At 42.5% G+C, this 17,247-nt stretch carries 11 protein-coding genes; 5 read left to right on the forward strand and 6 right to left on the reverse strand.

The window, feature by feature from the left end; all coding sequences use genetic code 11:
* Positions 1–444: 444 nt before the first annotated feature.
* On the reverse strand, positions 445–2,268 hold the full coding sequence (locus B1L02_RS16630) for an alpha/beta hydrolase (protein ID WP_088531917.1): 1,824 nt from the start codon (positions 2,266–2,268) through the stop codon (positions 445–447).
* Positions 2,269–2,399: 131 nt separating this feature from the next.
* On the opposite strand from B1L02_RS16630, the gene B1L02_RS16635 reads away from it, so the two are divergent.
* Positions 2,400–4,373: a winged helix-turn-helix domain-containing protein gene (locus tag B1L02_RS16635; RefSeq protein ID WP_088531918.1), complete on the forward strand. Its 1,974-nt coding sequence runs from the start codon at positions 2,400–2,402 to the stop codon at positions 4,371–4,373.
* Positions 4,374–4,429: 56 nt separating this feature from the next.
* Here B1L02_RS16635 and rpmG read toward each other — a convergent pair whose 3' ends face one another.
* The 3 genes from rpmG to radC form a co-directional block, all read right to left on the reverse strand.
* Positions 4,430–4,585, reverse strand: coding sequence for a 50S ribosomal protein L33 (rpmG, locus tag B1L02_RS16640; RefSeq protein WP_010364212.1), 156 nt, complete (start codon positions 4,583–4,585; stop codon positions 4,430–4,432).
* A 12-nt stretch (positions 4,586–4,597) separates the two neighbouring features.
* Positions 4,598–4,834, reverse strand: coding sequence for a 50S ribosomal protein L28 (gene rpmB, locus B1L02_RS16645; protein WP_010605890.1), 237 nt, complete (start codon positions 4,832–4,834; stop codon positions 4,598–4,600).
* A gap of 459 nt (positions 4,835–5,293) precedes the next feature.
* Positions 5,294–5,968, reverse strand: coding sequence for a RadC family protein (gene radC / locus B1L02_RS16650; protein WP_010605891.1), 675 nt, complete (start codon positions 5,966–5,968; stop codon positions 5,294–5,296).
* 128 nt (positions 5,969–6,096) lie between these two features.
* On the opposite strand from radC, the gene coaBC reads away from it, so the two are divergent.
* The 4 genes from coaBC to B1L02_RS16670 all read left to right on the forward strand — a co-directional run bounded on the left by coaBC (position 6,097) and on the right by B1L02_RS16670 (position 14,094).
* Positions 6,097–7,293 (forward strand): bifunctional phosphopantothenoylcysteine decarboxylase/phosphopantothenate--cysteine ligase CoaBC, encoded by a 1,197-nt coding sequence (gene coaBC, locus B1L02_RS16655; protein WP_088531919.1) that lies wholly within the window; start codon positions 6,097–6,099, stop codon positions 7,291–7,293.
* 157 nt (positions 7,294–7,450) lie between these two features.
* Positions 7,451–8,038 (forward strand): nucleoid occlusion factor SlmA, encoded by a 588-nt coding sequence (slmA, locus tag B1L02_RS16660; RefSeq protein WP_010376740.1) that lies wholly within the window; start codon positions 7,451–7,453, stop codon positions 8,036–8,038.
* 106 nt (positions 8,039–8,144) lie between these two features.
* The gene (locus tag B1L02_RS16665; protein ID WP_088531920.1) at positions 8,145–10,916 is read left to right on the forward strand and encodes a prolyl oligopeptidase family serine peptidase; all 2,772 of its coding nucleotides are present in this window, start codon (positions 8,145–8,147) and stop codon (positions 10,914–10,916) included.
* Between the two features lie 265 nt (positions 10,917–11,181).
* Positions 11,182–14,094, forward strand: a complete 2,913-nt coding sequence (locus B1L02_RS16670; RefSeq protein WP_088531921.1) for a TonB-dependent receptor plug domain-containing protein — start codon at positions 11,182–11,184, stop codon at positions 14,092–14,094.
* A 537-nt stretch (positions 14,095–14,631) separates the two neighbouring features.
* On the opposite strand, the gene B1L02_RS16675 is transcribed toward B1L02_RS16670, so the two are convergent.
* Both B1L02_RS16675 and B1L02_RS16680 read right to left on the reverse strand, forming a co-directional pair.
* Positions 14,632–14,892, reverse strand: a complete 261-nt coding sequence (locus B1L02_RS16675; RefSeq protein WP_088531922.1) for a hypothetical protein — start codon at positions 14,890–14,892, stop codon at positions 14,632–14,634.
* A 123-nt stretch (positions 14,893–15,015) separates the two neighbouring features.
* Entirely contained in the window at positions 15,016–17,205 is a 2,190-nt protein-coding gene (locus B1L02_RS16680; RefSeq protein WP_088531923.1) for an EAL domain-containing protein, read from the reverse strand.
* Between the last annotated feature and the right edge of the window lie 42 nt (positions 17,206–17,247).

The following is a 17,247-nucleotide window of genomic DNA, read 5'->3' on the forward strand; positions in this document are numbered from 1 at the left end:
CTATTCAAGCCGTCTAAACCAGAAATATCAATGCTGTTAGCGCGAAGCTTTCTGCTTCTACTGGAGCATGTATTAAGTTAATTCGATACTTGCTAGCAACCACTCTCAAGCTTCTATTACAACTAAGTGTAGCAATGAATTTAAAGATTGCTGTTCTTCCGTCGAGAGCTCAACACTGTGTCAGTTTGGACAAAGCGGATTAGTTAACTTATTGTTTTTATAGATACCCTGAACCATGTCAGCAACGCAAAAAATTTGCTATTTAGTTGTTCTAAATAAGAAATTTTTAACACAGTTAGCGTCAGGTTCGCTTCTTCAAATTGAGCAAGTATTAAGACAAATTGGTATTGGTGCATTCGCTTCCTCAGCCAACACAGTACGTTGGCTGAGGAAGCGAGGTTTAACATCAACTAGTTGGGTTTGATAATGGTAGATTAGCAGTCATTACTTGCTAGCAAGTTCAATCAATGCCTGCTTAATAAGCTCAGGATGCGTAAAGGGGATCAGGTGTTCCGTGGAAGTGATCGGTAAGTACTGCCCACCACTAGCTTCAGCAACTTCTTGTGACCATTTACGGCCCTCCACTTCCCATTTTATTAGGTTGGCTTTCACCTCTTCTGTATCAGCATTCGCGATATCTAGTTTTTCAAACTCACTGTCTATCACTGAAATCGGAATACTGCTATCCGGCTGCCAGTTTCTCACCAATTCCAAGTCGTCATGGTAATTCATCATTTCGTGAACTCGAGTAAGTTGGGCATCAATACTATGACGGGTTTGCATTATATGATTAAAATATTGCCAATCCATATAATCTGCAAACTCACTTCCTTCAAGCAGCGCTTCAATATGCGCCCGCTCTTCAGCTATTTTGCCATCCATCTTTTCTTGCCAATTACCTGCAGCAACATGATCTATCAAGTCTTGTCCGTATTCTCTATAAACATCAACAGGGTAACCTTGATACTGAGCGATAGAGTGTGGCAGCAAGATATCCGGGTCTAACCACAACATACTGGCTATCTTTTGATTAAAACCCCCAGATTGTTGCATTGCAATCAGCGGCACCGAGTTACTATTTGCGTAACTGAGTAAATGCACATCACTGAGATTGAGCTTTTCAAATAGCACGGGCAGGTCGCTTGCAAATTTATTCATGGAAGGCATGTCATGAACACCACTTAATCCCTGCCCTAGCCTATCAATAACGTAGACATTAAAACTGTCTGCTAAGTATGGCTGTAGTAACGCGAACCAAGCACTGTCGCTATGAAAATGCCTATTCGCCCCCGAAAGCATAACTACGGTTGGCTTATCAGCATGCCGCTTTAATTGCCGAACATGGTAATAATCGTTGTTTACTGCGATAAGATCAGAGCCTTGGGGCAGCACATAGCGACTTGTCGATTCAAAAAAAGCCATTATTGATTGGGTGGTTTGAACCGGTGGCAAATTCCAACTATGCAGCCCACTTTCAACACTAATTAATTGCGTTTGAATATTGCGACTAGGGTAATGAGTTAACGTGACGCCATTTGCGATTTTTTCATCAACAGATAGCGCTGCTCCATAATTTAGGTTGGCAATAATTTTAATCGCTTGAGGTGACGAGAGTAACCCAAAATTCGCGTCACTTTTACCATTATAGGGTAGTACTGAGTCTGCTTTACCATGCATAATTCGGTAGTTTGTAGGTGTCGTAAAGTTACAGCTATCACCCAACTGATAAGACATAGGCGCTGCAACCGTAACTATTGCATTAAACACCTCCGAGCGGTTACATAATAAGTTTTGAACAAATAACCCGCCTTGAGAAAAACCGGTCGCATAAACTTCACCGTCAATGACATTATATTTGGCCTTTACTTCCGCAATTATTTGGTCAACAAAGCCCAAGTCATCTACACCTAAACGATGCGCCTTGTTGCAACCACAGCCTTCATTCCACTCTTCGTTTTTTGACTTGGGATAAACGACGATATAATCATCACTTTGCTCATGTAACTTAGTTAAACCTGCCATACCGTAAGCGGTGCCACCAGAACCATGAAATGCCAATATCAACTTGTACGCTTTATGTGGCTTTTCAACCGGCTTCATATAATAGTAACGCTCACTGAGTTGATGAACCTCTAAACCACTTATGGGCTTTAACACTCTATCGTCATTGCTTGACGCCTTTTTACTGTCGCTACTACTGCCACAGCCCGCGACTAAAGCTGCGAGTGTTAAACCTAACGCCTGTTTTAAAAACATTCGACTTGTCATGTTGGCCATTCCTATTTTATTGTTTTCATGTACTCTAAATACTTTGAAAAAAGGCGCGACGAATTCACATGAAATCGTTGTGAGGAATTCCTTACCAATAAATATAAACAATACAATCAAAGGGATAATAAATGCGCTATGAGATTGCAGCCATTCGGTTTGATACGGTTAATCGAACGCTGACGAGTAGCACAGACTCCATCAGACTTGAGCCTAAGCCATATTTATTGCTACTAACCTTAATTGCAGCAGACGGTAATGTTGTTTCGCGTGATAAGCTCATTGCAGAAGTGTGGCAAGGTCGCGTGATCACAGAGAGCGCAATCAATAAAACCGTGTCGGCATTGCGCCAGCATATAAATAAATTAGATGATAAAACTGAGTATATAGAGACTATCCCTACCCTCGGATATCGTCTTATTCCCGCTGTCACAAGCCATACTCCGGCAACAATAAATAAGATCAGTTCCCGAATAGCGCCTCTTTTGGGTGCTTCACTCCTTATTACCAGTGTGTGCGCATTTGTTGCTTTTCAGATAATCCAGCCAGCGCACAATAACGAACCACTTTTGCCACAAAAATTGACGAGTCAGAGCGGTATCGAGCTGCAGCTAAGTAGCGTGCCAAAATATAAAAGCTTTAGTTACCTGCATCCTACCGACACTCAGCAGTCGGAGTTGTGGCTCAATCACAGAGAGCAACATAGAAAGCTGTTTTCTGGCAACATCAGCACACAAACCTTGAGTTCAGACGGCAAACACATCGCCTATATTGACGATGATAATGGCTGTAGCGTTAAACAATTTGATATCACGCAGGCACAGCACACGATGCTATTCTCTTGCCAACCTATCGAAAACATTAAACTAATATGGGGCGCAAATACGCACGAAATCATTTATCGAAAACGCACAAATATACACAGTGGATACGGCCTATATCGCTTCGATTTGAATACTAAACAGCATATTCAGCTAACACTTCCACCAACCTCTGGAAACCTCAGAGGCGACCATCTATTTAGTTTATCCACGGCCCAAGACCAACTCGTCGTCGCACGCTATCTTGGAGAAGATAAGCACCAACTGACGGTGTACGATTACCCAAAAATGTCAGTAAAGAGCACCGTTAAGTTACCTTATAATCTCACGGCACTAACTTGGTCTGCCAGTGAGCAATATATTTACTTTGCCGCAGGTAGTAGCGTTTATCGCGCTGATATAAAATCGAGTAAAGCAGAACTGCTTCACAAGCTCACAGCACCAATCGAAAGCCTAGTATTACAAGATAGCAATGAGACCCTGCTCTTTAACCAATATAAGTTAACTAGCCTAATTCACCTTTTCGACGTATCGGAGCAAACCTTTTCACCACTTGTTGATAATCAGGCATTGAATCGCTTACCTCGCGCAAATCAAATGCCGCGAGTTTGGTATATTTCAGATCACGGCGCGCATTCCGCTTTATGGTCTATCGACACTGAAACACAACAACACACTCAAGTTGACTTGCCTCACATATTTAATTTTCAGCGCTTTCAACTTAACCACGATGCCTCAACAATACTGTATGAATATCAAGACGCTATTTACCAGTTTGCTATCAACAGCCAAAAAACAACACAACTAATAGGTTCTGAGCTTAAGCCTTACGTTGCCAATTACAGCCAAGATAACAACGAAATCATTTACAGCAGTGAACGCTCTGGTAGTTGGCAGTTATGGTCTTTAAATCTAATAACAAACCAACATCAGCAGCTTACAACACAAGGCGGCTACAGTGGCTACAAGCTTAATAATGTGTTGTATTTTACCAAGTTTACACAACCCGGAATTTGGCAACTGGAAGACGGGCAAGAGTCTGTAGTTGTGACGGATGTACCAGTGAGAAATTGGCTGAATTGGCGGCTCAGAGATAATGCGCTTTACTATGAAAAAGCCAAGAGTATCTGGCGATTTGACCTGAAGACTAAACAAGAAAAGCTGTATTTTGCCCCACCACAACGATTTATTGGACAGTTTGATATATTGCAAAATGGCGATGTGGTCTTTAGTGAACTGAAAAAACCGAGTGGTGAGCTTTGGCAAATAACCGTGAAAAATTAAAGTACAAAAACAAAAAACCCAGCCTAGGCTGGGTTTTTATTGATTCTTGAAACGAATTACTTGATTTTCGCTTCTTTGAAGATCACGTGTTTACGAACCTTAGGGTCGAACTTTTTGATCTCCATTTTTTCAGGCATGTTACGCTTGTTCTTGTCGGTAGTGTAGAAATAACCAGTACCAGCAGTTGAAACTAAACGGATCTTATCACGCATGATTTAAGCTCCTTAAATTTTTTCGCCGCGAGCACGGATATCTACTAATACCGCGTCGATGCCTTTTTTATCGATAATACGCATACCTTTAGTAGTAGTGCGTAGAGAAACGAAACGCTTTTCGCTTTCAACCCAAAAACGGTGTGTTTGTAGGTTAGGTAGGAAGCGACGCTTAGTAGCGTTGCGCGCGTGCGAACGGTGGTTACCAACCACTGGGCGCTTACCTGTAACTTGACAGACTTTAGACATGTCTATGTATCTCCAATAACTTCGCTCGAGCTTAATTTTCCCTTAAAGGCCTTTTAACTGCGTGCCCTAGGTAAAATCAAAGGGCGCTCTTTATACAGTATCTACAGGCAGAGATCAAGGATCTGATCCTACTGAAATCAGCTCATGGGTAAATTTGATAGCGGCCAATTATAATGATCCGAAGCCCACTAGGAAAGTAAAAACTGCATTTAAATTGAACTAATTTATAAAATTTATACAAATATGCTGATTTAACGAGCAAATTTCTTTTTTGGCCCTTTGTCGATGGTGATTTTGACTGTTTAATTTTCGTGCTTATGTGCATATTTGGGCAGCAATACTCCACCAGCTACCTCACACGTCGAGTAAAAGCTGGGTGATCAAGCTCCATTCCCTTTTGCTCAATTCAAAAGGACAGCTTGAGAAAGCTAAACCCACCTGATAAAACAGGAACTCAGCTTAAATCAGTCCTCGTTCGGCAAACGAAATACAATGACTTCCAGCGACGATTAAATGATCAAGCACATTAATATCAACCAATGCTAAGCCTTGCTGCAATTTTTTCGTGATAAGTTTATCCGCTTCGCTGGGCTCTGCCACGCCCGATGGATGGTTATGGGCGAAAATCACGGCTGCACAGTGGTATTTGAGTGCCGCCTTTACTACTTCTCTTGGATAAACCGAAGCCGCATTGATCGTACCGTGAAACAACACTTCATCCTTTATCAGGCGATTTTGGTTGTCTAGATACAGCACCATAAACACTTCATGCCCAAGCCCTCGTAGTTGAGCACTCAAATAGTCACGTACTGCTGTCGGATTTTGAAATACCGTTTCTCTTAAGCACTCTTCTTTTAAGTAACGCCGACTCAGCTCCAAAACTGCCTGTAACTGAGTGTATTTAGCAACGCCTAAGCCCTTTAACGCTGAGAACTCTTCTAACGAGGCATTGAATAAACGCTGTAAAGTTTGCTGTTCTTGCAACAAGGATTCGGCAAGCTCTATGGCATTTAAGCCTTTGATCCCAGTGCGTAAAAAGATAGCCAATAACTCAGCATTAGATAACGCCTCAGGGCCTTGCTCAATCAACTTCTCTCTTGGTCGTGCGGATTTGGGTAAGGCTGATATTTGCATCCTACTATTCCTTATCTTTGTATGTCTCCTTGACTAAATTAAGCTTAGCGGGAGATCACGATTATTCAAAAGCAAACACAGACTGTGGTATCTTTAGTTTATTGATACTGTGATCGTATATAACAAACATGCAAAGAAATAAACGCCTCTTACTTGGGATCAGCGGTGGTATCGCTGCTTACAAATGCGCAGAACTCGTTCGCCGCTTAAAAGAACAGCAAATAGATGTCAAAGTGGTGATGACTGAGTCTGCCAAGCACTTTATTACGCCACTGACAATGCAGGCGGTCTCTGGTGAAATCGTTTCTGACTCTTTGCTTGACCCACAAGCTGAAGCGTCAATGGGCCATATCGAATTTGCAAAATGGGCAGACCTAGTACTGGTTGCTCCAGCGACCTCAAATATCCTCGCCAAAATGGCGGCGGGTATTGCAGATGATTTACTGACCACATTACTGCTCGCAACTCCCGCGCCTGTTGCTGTGGCGCCGGCAATGAATCAACAGATGTATGCACATCTATCGACTCAAGCAAACCTCAATACATTAGCTTCACGCCATGTCCAAATCTGGGGACCCGGTAAAGGCGAGCAAGCTTGCGGAGATGTAGGCGCAGGACGCATGCTTGAACCCCATGAGTTGGTGCAACTGTGTTTAGCTGCACTTCGCCCTACTGAGCAAGTATTAGCAGGAAAAACGGTAACTATCACCGCAGGACCAACACGCGAAGCGTTAGATCCAGTGCGCTTTATTACCAATCACAGTTCGGGAAAAATGGGATTTAGCCTCGCTGAAGCGGCAAAAGCCTTAGGTGCAAGCGTAAATCTGATCGCAGGCCCGGTTTCACTGAATACCCCTACCGGAATTACTCGAGTTGATGTAGAAAGTGCTGAGCAGATGCAACAGGCCGCTCTCGAATATGCCGTACAATCGGATATTTTTATCGGCTGTGCTGCGGTGGCTGATTACCGTGCAGCCACCGTTGCCGAGCAAAAGATTAAAAAGCAAGGCGAAGAAATCACACTAACATTGGTTAAAAACCCCGATATCATCGCCACTGTCGCAGCACTAAAACAGTCGCGTCCTTATACCGTTGGCTTTGCAGCTGAAACGCAGAATGTCGCCGAATATGCGCAAGGAAAATTAGTAAATAAAGGGCTGGATATGATCTGTGCGAATGATGTGTCGGATAGTACAGGTGGTTTTAATTCTGATAACAACACATTGACCCTATATTGGAAAAAAGACCGACTTGAACTCCCTCACTCTAGCAAAAAAGAGTTAGCACTCACTGTCATGCAAGCTATTGCCGAAAAGATAAAATAACCTTCATGTAAAAGACTGGAAAGAAACTGAATAAAACATTAACATGATACCCCGATAACGTGTAAACGAGTCGGGGTTTGCACTTCTGCGCATCACTCTCTGTGCTTAATAAACCCGGCAAAAACAATATAACAATTAGAAAAATAAGGGAAATTTCATGCCAGCGACAAAACGTAGTAATCGCAAAGAGCAAATTCTTCAATCACTCGCACAAATGCTGGAAACCAGCCCGGGACAGCGTATCACCACAGCTAAACTCGCTGCTGAAGTCGGGGTTTCAGAAGCGGCGCTTTACCGCCACTTTCCAAGTAAAGCGAGAATGTTTGAGGGGCTTATTGAGTTCATCGAAGATACGTTGCTGTCACGCATTAATTTAATCCTAGAAAACGAAAAAGAAACTCGTAACCGGATCTACAACATTCTTACTCTACTTCTCGCCTTTGCAGAGAAAAACCCTGGGATAACACGTATTTTAACGGGTGACGCACTACAAGGTGAGCAAGAACGTTTACGTGAACGAGTGCAAAGCTTATTTGAAAAGCTTGAGACACAATTCAAACAAGTATTAAGAGAGCGTAAATTGAGAGAAGGTAAGGCGTTCACGAGTGAAGAAAGTGTTCTGGCTAACCTATTCTTAGCTTTTGTTGAGGGTAAGATGAACCAGTTTGTCAGAAGTGACTTTAAAGCAAAACCAACCGCGCAATTCGATAAACAGTGGGTTGAGCTTGAGAAAATCTGGCTTTAAGCACCTGCGGCTAGCCGCTTAAATACATCCGCACACCGCAGAGCATTTTAGTTTCACTGTTAAAAGTGATAAAAACGTCATAAATACATACTAAAATGCTCTAAACATGACTCTAAAACTCACTCTCTTAAGCGCAGCACTTTTTAGTGTAAGCAGCTTAGCAGCTAAACCCAGCCTTGAATTTAAAGATGTTTTTGATTTTCGTTACCCTCAGGGTACGGTGATCTCCGAACAAGGCACATTCCTCGGCCTAAGTGCAAAGCCTTATCGTGGTGACAGCGAAGGCCAAGTGTATTCTCTCAATAATAAAGCACTGATTGCATCGGTTCCCCGTGGCACGAACCCAGTTATCAATAAAAGTGGTCAATGGGTTGGCTTTACCCAACGCCCTACCCTACTTGAAAAAGAAACGGCAGATAAAAAGAAGAAAAAAACGCTAAAGAACAACTTAGTGTTGGTGAACACCACAACCAAGGCCCAGCAAACCTTTAACTCGGTTAAAGATTATCAACTTTCAGACGATGGCCTATGGCTGGTGTACCGTGAGGATGCAAAAAAAGGCGACAACAAATCAGACGCAAAAGCGAATACAGACAAGCAAACTGATGAACTCAAAATCAGTGCAGATAAAGGGGATGACTCCTTAACGCTTGTGGTGCTGAACCTTTCTAACAATGAAAGCACTCGCTATGACGACATCGCAGCATACAAAGTGGCACCAAGTAGTAACGCTATCTTGGTCAATCAGCAAAGCGAAGACGGCAGTAAAAACCGTGTTGCCGTTATTGACTTAGCAAGCAATCAAATCACGAGTCTTATCGATGAGCCCGGCGTGACTTTAGGAGACATTGCTTGGCAACCCAATTCTCAACATGTCGCTTTTTATTTAGGTAATTATGTCAACGATGACAAACGCCGCCGCGACTACCAACTCAAATTATGGTCTCCAACAAGCGATAAAATTACCGACATCCACAACCCGAGCGGTTGGTTTTCAGGCAAGACAGCATCAATCAAATGGTCTGAAGATGGCTCACGACTGTTTTTTGAAAACCGTCCACAGCTTGAAGCAAAAGCCAAAGAGCTTAAATACACAGATGAAAGCTCACTTTATGATTACGATACCATTCGCCAGCAAAAAGGCTTAAAAGTTTGGCACAATGCCGATCCTGAAATCAAAACTAGAGAAATAAAAACATGGAATGAAAGCCGTCGAGATCAACATTATCAAGCGGTTTATCATATTAATGGCGAGCGTGTAGTACAACTTGAAAACCTTCAAGTGCCTTCTATTTCACTGCGCACAAACGCAAATTTTGTGCTGGGCAGCGATGATACTCCCTACCTAAAGCAGATTATGTACAAGGGCTTTTATCGTGACTACTATAGCGTTGATATCAGCAGCGGTGATAAACAACTCATTGTTAAAGAAAGTTCAAATCGCCCTACCGTCGCACCTGACGGTAAACATGCGGCCTATTTCGACGGTGAACAAGTCTGGTTGAAATCGCTATCCACTCAACAGCTTACCCCAGTAAGCAAAGCGGTTAAAAACGCACTATTTGCTGATGATAAACATGATAAACCAGAACCAAACGAAGGGTTTGGATTTGCTGGTTGGCAGCTCGATGGTTCGACGCTCTACGCCTACAGTAAATATGATATTTGGGCATTTGATACCAAAACGGTAAAAGCAACTCGACTAACTGATGGCTATAAGACCCAAACACAATATCGCATTGAGTATAAAGATAAGGACAAATTAGGTTTTAACCCGGATGATACCTTACTGTTAAGTGCGCACAACCTCGAAAATAAACAAACACATATTGCAACGCTTTCTCTACAAGATAACAAGTTGCAAACTGTTTTGTCTGGCGAAGCTAAATATGGCGTAGTGAGAAAAGCCAAAGAAGCGGATACCTATATTTTCACAAGACAGTCTTATCAAGAATTTCCTGATTATTGGGTCTCAGATAGCAGCTTTAATAACCCAATAAAACTCACAGATTTAAACCCACAGCAGCAGACATTTGCTTGGGGCCAAAAACCTGAACTTGTGAAGTACAAAGGCTACGATGGTGAAGATCTTCAAGGCGTGTTAATCAAACCGGCTGATTATAAAGCTGGTGATAAAGTGCCAGTGGTGATTTACTTCTATCGCTATATGAGCCAGCGCATGTATGACTTCCCGAAAATGGAGCTAAATCACAGACCAAACCTGCCAATGTATACCTCAAACGGTTATGCGATATTCTTGCCTGATATTCGTTTTGAAATCGGCCACCCTGGACGCTCTTCAACACAAACCATGATTAATGCAGCACAGGCGCTAATTGATTCAGGTGTTGCGGATCCGGATAAAATTGGCTTACAAGGCCACTCTTGGGCTGGTTACCAAAGTGCATTTATGATCACGCAGACGGATATGTTTAAAGCGGTTGTGTCTGGAGCGCCTGTATCCAATATGACCTCAGCGTTCAGTGGGATCCGTTTAGAATCAGGTCTTGCAAGACAGTTCCAGTACGAAACAGGCCAAAGCCGTATTGGTAAACCGCTAACAGAAGCGCCTGAATTATATATAGAAAACTCTCCAGTGTTTTACGCAGATAAAGTAAACACGCCGATTTTGATCATGTTTGGTGATAACGACGGAGCAGTGCCTTGGCAAGAAGGTATTCAATATTACTTAGCCTTAAGAAGACATGATAAAGACGCCACTTTCTTACAATACGAAGGTGAACCGCACCATCTGAAAAAGCTGCCAAATCAGCTAGATTATTCAATTCGTATGAAAGAATACTTTGATTATCACCTGAAAGGATTGCCACCAGCAGAGTGGATTCAATCCGGTGAAGCATTTATCACTGAAGAGTAAGCAACTCCACAGGTATTCATCGTCAAGGACACCATCACGGTGTCCTTTTTTGGCAACAATTTACTCATTCCTTTGTTTTACTTTTATCTAGAAATGTTTTGTTTCAACTTTCATCCGTATAATTTCGTTATAAAAAAGCTCATATCTCCATTACATTTGACGGTTTTACAAACGAACCATTGAACTTTCAGTAGATGCGTTGTAAGTTCTATGTTGCAGGAACATTTTCCTACTCTGCTAATAAATAAATAAATAAGGAAATAAGATGAAACTTTCTAACCTATCAGCAACGATCAGGCTATCTCTACTGGCTTGTTCAACGCTGACTGCAGGCGTATCAGGTATCGCCCACGCTGAAGAAACAGATGCCAACGCTACTAATAGCGTAGAACGAATTGAGGTTACAGGTACTCGTATCAAGCGAGCTGCCATGACCGGTGCGAGCCCTGTAACAAGTGTTACGGCCGAAGACATTAAAGTTGCAGGTATTACTAGGGTAGAAGATCTACTCAACGATATGCCTGCAATCTTTGCTGACCAAACTTCAGGCCAAGCAAATGGAGCTACAGGTACCGCAACAGTAAACCTTCGTAACTTAGGCACAGAACGTACATTGGTACTCGTTAATGGACGTCGCTTGCCTTCTGGTTCTCCTGTTGCTGGTGGTATCGGTGCTGACCTTAACCAAATCCCAGCAGCTTTAGTTGATCGTGTCGATGTGTTAACTGGTGGCTCGTCAGCAACATACGGCTCAGACGCTGTTGCTGGTGTTGTAAACTTTATCATGAAAGACGACTTTGAAGGCTTCCAAGTTGAGTATCAAGGTAGTGTTTATCAACATGATAACGACCACAAAGACATGCAACGAGCACTAAAAGACAGAGGCTTCCCGGTACCTGACGGAAGTCAATGGGATGGCGACACCCATGATATCTCTCTGACTTTTGGTGCAAACTCTGCAGATGGCCGTGCTAACATCACAGGTTACGCGACTTGGCGTGATATCGAAGAGGTGACACAGGATAACCGTGACTACAGTGCCTGTGCTATGAATATAAACGCGACAGGTACACGTGTCTGTGGTGGTTCAGGAACAATTCCAGATGGCCGTATTACCGATTTCGATACCTATGACTACAAAGTATCTGGTACCGATCTAGTTCCTACAGCTGGCACAGTATACAACTACGGCCCACTAAACTATTTCCAACGTCCAGACAAACGTAAAACATTTGGTTTACTAGGTCACTATGATTTTAACGACAGCCATACGTTTTATGCTGAGTTTAACTACATGGACAACCGCACAGTGGCTCAGATCGCACCTTCTGGTTCATTCCTGAATCAAGTTGATATTAGCTGTGATAACCCACTACTTTCAGCTTCACAAAGAAATACGCTTTGCGGACCTGATGGTGTTGCAAAAGATGGTGTTGTTAAGGGTGCTTTCATCGGTAAACGTAATGTTGAAGGTGGCCCTCGTCAAGACGATATTCGCCATACCTCAACTCGTTTTGTACTAGGTGTTCGCGGTGAAATCGATGACAACTGGAGTTATGATGCGTATATGAACTTTGGTAACGTATCATATGCTCAGACTTACCAAAACGACATGTCTACAACCAGAATCATTCGTTCATTACAAGCAACAACAGATGATGACGGTAACGTGGTATGTAAGTCAGTTGTAGATGGTAGCGATCCAACCTGTATTCCTTGGAATATTTTCGATCCAGCGAACATCACTCAAGAGCAAATCGACTATCTAACTATGCCTCTGTTTGCTCGTGGTGACACGAGAACAAAACAAATTAGTGGTTATGTTACTGGTGACCTTACTGAGTACGGTGTTGTAGTACCTGGGACTTCCACTGGTGTGGGCGTGGTATTTGGTCTTGAGCACAGAAAAGAGTCGCTAGACTTCAATCCGGATCAAGGCTTCCAGTCGGGTGACGGTGCAGGTCAAGGTGGTCCAGTTCTTGGTGTAAGTGGTGAATTTGACGTCAATGAGTTCTTTACTGAATTCAACGTACCTTTAGTCGAAGACTCTGAATTTGCTGATTATATTACTTTAGAGTTAGCTTACCGCTACTCAGATTATTCAACCGATAAAACAACTAACACCTATAAAGGTGCGTTTGATATCCGCGTTAATGATCAACTTGGTTTGAGAACAAGCTTCCAACGCGCAGTGCGTGCAGGTAACGTACGTGACCTATTCAGATCTGCTGGTTTGGGTTTATTTAACTGGGCAGATCCATGTGGTGGTGACAACCCAACTCTAACCGTTGAACAGTGTGCTAGAACAGGGCTTGATCCATCTAAATATGGTTCAAACGCACTGATCAACCCAGCTGGTCAATACAACAGTATCACTGGTGGTAACCCAGACCTAGAGCCAGAGAAGTCAGATACTATCTCGTTTGGTATTCTATTATCTCCTGAAGCCATTGACGGTTTAGACATTGCGATTGACTACTTCGACATTACTGTTGAAGACGCAATTCAAGAAATCCCTGAAGCAACAATCTTCAATCAATGTGCGATTAATGGTAACGACGAGTTCTGCGGACTTATCAACCGTGGCCCTACAGGTTCATTATGGTTAGGTCAGGATGCGATCACTGCTATTGACACCAACATTGGTAGCGTAGAAACAAGCGGTATCGATTTTGATGCATCATACCGTTATAACCTGCCTGATGATATGGGTCTTTTACGCTTCAAGCTAATCGGTACATGGCTAGATAAGTTTGCAACTCAAAACTTACCAGGTGGTGATATTGACGATTGTGCTGGTCGTTGGGACAGAGCGGTATGTGAATACCCAGTTCCTGACTTTAAGTCAAACTTCTCAACAACTTGGGTAACACCTTGGGATGCAAACGTTACAGCAACCTATCGTTATGTAAGTGAAGTGAAGGAATTCGCACGAAATGACGACGGTCAAGTAATCGATGGACCAGTTCCAATGACTGCGCGTGACTACGTTGATATTGCAGTAACATGGAATGCTTCTGATAACCTGCAATTCCGCGGTGGTGTAAATAATATCTTTGATAATACTGCTCCACTAGTACCAAATGGTCCTGCAGGCCCAGCAAATGGTAACACTTACCCTGGTTTCTATGATTCTTTGGGTCGCTATATCTTCGCAGGTTTCACATTTAGACTGTAGTCTAAAGCCCGCAAGATTTAGTCGTAATTATGAGCCCCCGCAAGTTTAACGCTGCGGGGGCTTTTTTAGTTTAACGTCACTCTCACCACTGCTTAATCATGATGCCTAGAAGGCAAATATCTGTTAACTACTCGCGTTACATCAAAACCTTTCTAATAAGGTGAGCTATTTTTGAAGTTAGAAAGTCTTGTCGCTTGCTCCGCATCCAGCCATCAGCAATGCACCTAATTGTTCTAAAAAAGAAGTTTTTAACGCAGCTAGCGTCAGATTTCCCCCACATTGAGTGGGTATTAAGACTATTTGGTATTAAAACATGAGATACCATACACACAATAATATCTATCACCGCTATCGTTCATACACCGTAATCACAATTAAATAAGTGGAGATAGCAAGGAAAGATGAAGCGTAATTTAAATTTGGAGGAAGGGAAGAATAGCAACTGCTCTAAAAGAGGAATTTTCAGCGCAACTCGCAACCGTTTCCTCAATTAGAGCAAATAATTAGACTGCTCGTGCTAGTCTAACAAAGCAAAATTTACTGACCGCCCTGAACACCAACAGTACTCTGCTGTCGGTTAAGCATGTCTTTTGCCGCACGTCGATCATGCTCTATCTGGTCTTTAGTGCGACATCTTCGTTTTGTAAACTTACTACCCGTGATGATATCTTGTTTACAGTATAAATCTTCTTGATTCTTGGCTATCGTGCTCTCGTTATTGTTTTTTGCCGACTCGGTCGTTGAGTTACAACCCGACAGAAGCAACAATAGGACAACACAAACTCCTGCGATTTTCATAGCAAATCCTTTATTATTAATAATACAAAGTACCTAAGTACACTTAAGAATGGAGTGTTCAAACTTTAGTCTAATCAACATTACAAAGAAAAGCAATTGCACCGATTTTCACAACGCAATTGGCTAATTTGATTCTAAAAATTCAAGCAAGTCCCGCTCTGGCATTGGTTTTGCTAATAAAAATCCCTGTACCTCATCACAGCCGAGTTTTTGTAACACCGCCATTTGCTCTTCTGTCTCAACGCCTTCAGCAATCGTTTTTAGGCCAAGGTGTTGACCTAAAGAAATAACAAGATCGGCAATTGCACCGCTGTCATCGTGAGGGATATCTTTGATAAAAGCGCGGTCTATTTTAAGCCGTGCTAAAGGAAGTTTTTGCAAATAGCTCAAAGAAGAAAATCCAGTACCAAAGTCATCAATGGCCACCTCAACACCAAACTCTTGTAACTCTTGGAGTGTATTTATCACCGAATTTACTTCATCCATGACCACACTCTCTGTTACTTCAAGCTCAATATGCTTAGGCTCTACATTAAACGACAAGATAGTGTCTTTAACCTGCTGTGCATAGTTTGGCACCTTAAACTGCGGTACAGAAACATTCACAGCAATACTCAGCTCACCGAAACCCTGCTGTTGCAAAGTTGTCTGTAACTGGCAAGCTTGTTCTAACACCCATTGGCCAATTTCAACAATAAGCCCTGCATTTTCCGCAAGCGGAACAAAAATCGCAGGGGAAATATAGTTCCCGTTTCCAGAAGGCCAACGTAGTAAAGCCTCGCAGCCAATCACCTTGCGATCAGCAATAGAAAACTGAGGCTGATACCAGACCTCGAGTTTTTTCATCTCAAAATCTTGCCTGAGCTGCCTTATTAAACCCAGCTTCCAAGCCATTTTTTCTTCTAAATCTGGGGTATACCAATCCAGTGGTATACTCGACTGTTTTGCTTGGTTAAGCGCGATATAAGCAAGCTTTAAGGTTTCTATTCCTTGCGGCTGGAAATCTTCTTGACGACACACTCCAATATGAAAGTGCATAGTTAACAAATGCTCCCCAACATGGTAGGGAACGCACAAGTTATCAATAAAAGACTCTTCATCAAACTGCGATTCTGGCATTAAAAAGCCAAACACATCCGCACCAATACGTGAAATTAACTGAGCTTCAGGAAACTCAATACTAATTCGCTCAGCAACCCCTAGTAACAGCAAGTTGCCAACTTCTTGGCCCAAACCGTTATTGATATCTGAAAATTGGGCAATATCGACAAGAATAAAAACGAGCGATTGTTGCTGGTTGAAATAAGACTCTATCTTCTCGATAAAATTAGCGCGATTAGGCAGCTTGGTTAGGTTATCTTTGTAAGCAACCTCACGTAACTCATTAAATAGCTTAATATTATCAAGGCCAACACCAACGTTAGTCAGGAATATTTCAGCAAACTTCAATTGTGCTTCCGATGGCTCAGCCTCGAGCTCTAAATAAATGGCTGCTTTTTTATTTTTGCTTTCAAGTAAGAAGGTAATGTCATGCGCGGTGGATTGGTGGGATTCGGTATCAATACAGTTTTGCACTTGCATGATGACACGACCATTATCAAGCTGCTCTATACCATGACCAAAGAATTCACGGTACTGCTCACTACCACCAAACACCCTTAAATGCATATCATCATCTAGGTAGCCACTTACTAAACCTTCGCCTGACGCATCTAAAATATTCGCCAATTGAGCGACAACCGCTGCCGAAAAGGAGCTCATATCGGTGTGACCAAGTATGGCGCGAGAAGCAGAAAGGATCTGCTCTAGTGCGTGGCTTTGTGCTTCAAGCTCACAAATTTGTTGATAAGAACGGATAGCGGTAAGTAAAGACGTTACCAGTTTACTGCGGGTGAGTTCAGTCTTCATTTTATAATCGTTAATATCGAACTCACGAATGACTTTTTCTTCCGGCGCATAACCGGGTTGACCTGTACGCATAATAATACGTACTGCCATATTTTTAATCTCTTCGCGCACTCGCCGGACGACATTAAGGCCCGCGTCGTCGGTTTCCATCACCACATCGAGTAATAGGATACTGATATTATTTTGTTCTTTTAAAATCTCAATGGCTTCTTTACCTGAATAGGCGTGAAAAAACCTGAGCTTTTTGCCCCAAAACTCTAAATTAGACAGTGCAAGTTTAGTAACAGAATGGATCTCTGGATCATCATCAACGACTAAGACATCCCAAAAAGCACTTGTCATTTCTTCTTCTTGAGAAACTTCTTCGTGCTCTGCAAACAAATAATCTTCTTGCTCAGGTGCCATGTTTTACCCTTTAAATCCGCACTACTCTTCAATTATAGGCAC

Source organism: Pseudoalteromonas piscicida (assembly GCF_002208135.1).
Taxonomy (GTDB): Bacteria; Pseudomonadota; Gammaproteobacteria; order Enterobacterales; family Alteromonadaceae; genus Pseudoalteromonas; species Pseudoalteromonas piscicida_A.

Excerpts from the sequence above, each read along its gene's own strand:
- B1L02_RS16630 (WP_088531917.1), bottom strand. The coding sequence starts at position 2,268 with ATGACAAGTCGAATGTTTTTAAAACAGGCGTTAGGTTTAACACTCGCA.
- B1L02_RS16635 (WP_088531918.1), top strand. The coding sequence starts at position 2,400 with ATGCGCTATGAGATTGCAGCCATTCGGTTTGATACGGTTAATCGAACG.
- rpmG (WP_010364212.1), bottom strand. The coding sequence starts at position 4,585 with ATGCGTGATAAGATCCGTTTAGTTTCAACTGCTGGTACTGGTTATTTC.
- rpmB (WP_010605890.1), bottom strand. The coding sequence starts at position 4,834 with ATGTCTAAAGTCTGTCAAGTTACAGGTAAGCGCCCAGTGGTTGGTAAC.
- radC (WP_010605891.1), bottom strand. The coding sequence starts at position 5,968 with ATGCAAATATCAGCCTTACCCAAATCCGCACGACCAAGAGAGAAGTTG.
- coaBC (WP_088531919.1), top strand. The coding sequence starts at position 6,097 with ATGCAAAGAAATAAACGCCTCTTACTTGGGATCAGCGGTGGTATCGCT.
- slmA (WP_010376740.1), top strand. The coding sequence starts at position 7,451 with ATGCCAGCGACAAAACGTAGTAATCGCAAAGAGCAAATTCTTCAATCA.
- B1L02_RS16665 (WP_088531920.1), top strand. The coding sequence starts at position 8,145 with ATGACTCTAAAACTCACTCTCTTAAGCGCAGCACTTTTTAGTGTAAGC.
- B1L02_RS16670 (WP_088531921.1), top strand. The coding sequence starts at position 11,182 with ATGAAACTTTCTAACCTATCAGCAACGATCAGGCTATCTCTACTGGCT.
- B1L02_RS16675 (WP_088531922.1), bottom strand. The coding sequence starts at position 14,892 with ATGAAAATCGCAGGAGTTTGTGTTGTCCTATTGTTGCTTCTGTCGGGT.
- B1L02_RS16680 (WP_088531923.1), bottom strand. The coding sequence starts at position 17,205 with ATGGCACCTGAGCAAGAAGATTATTTGTTTGCAGAGCACGAAGAAGTT.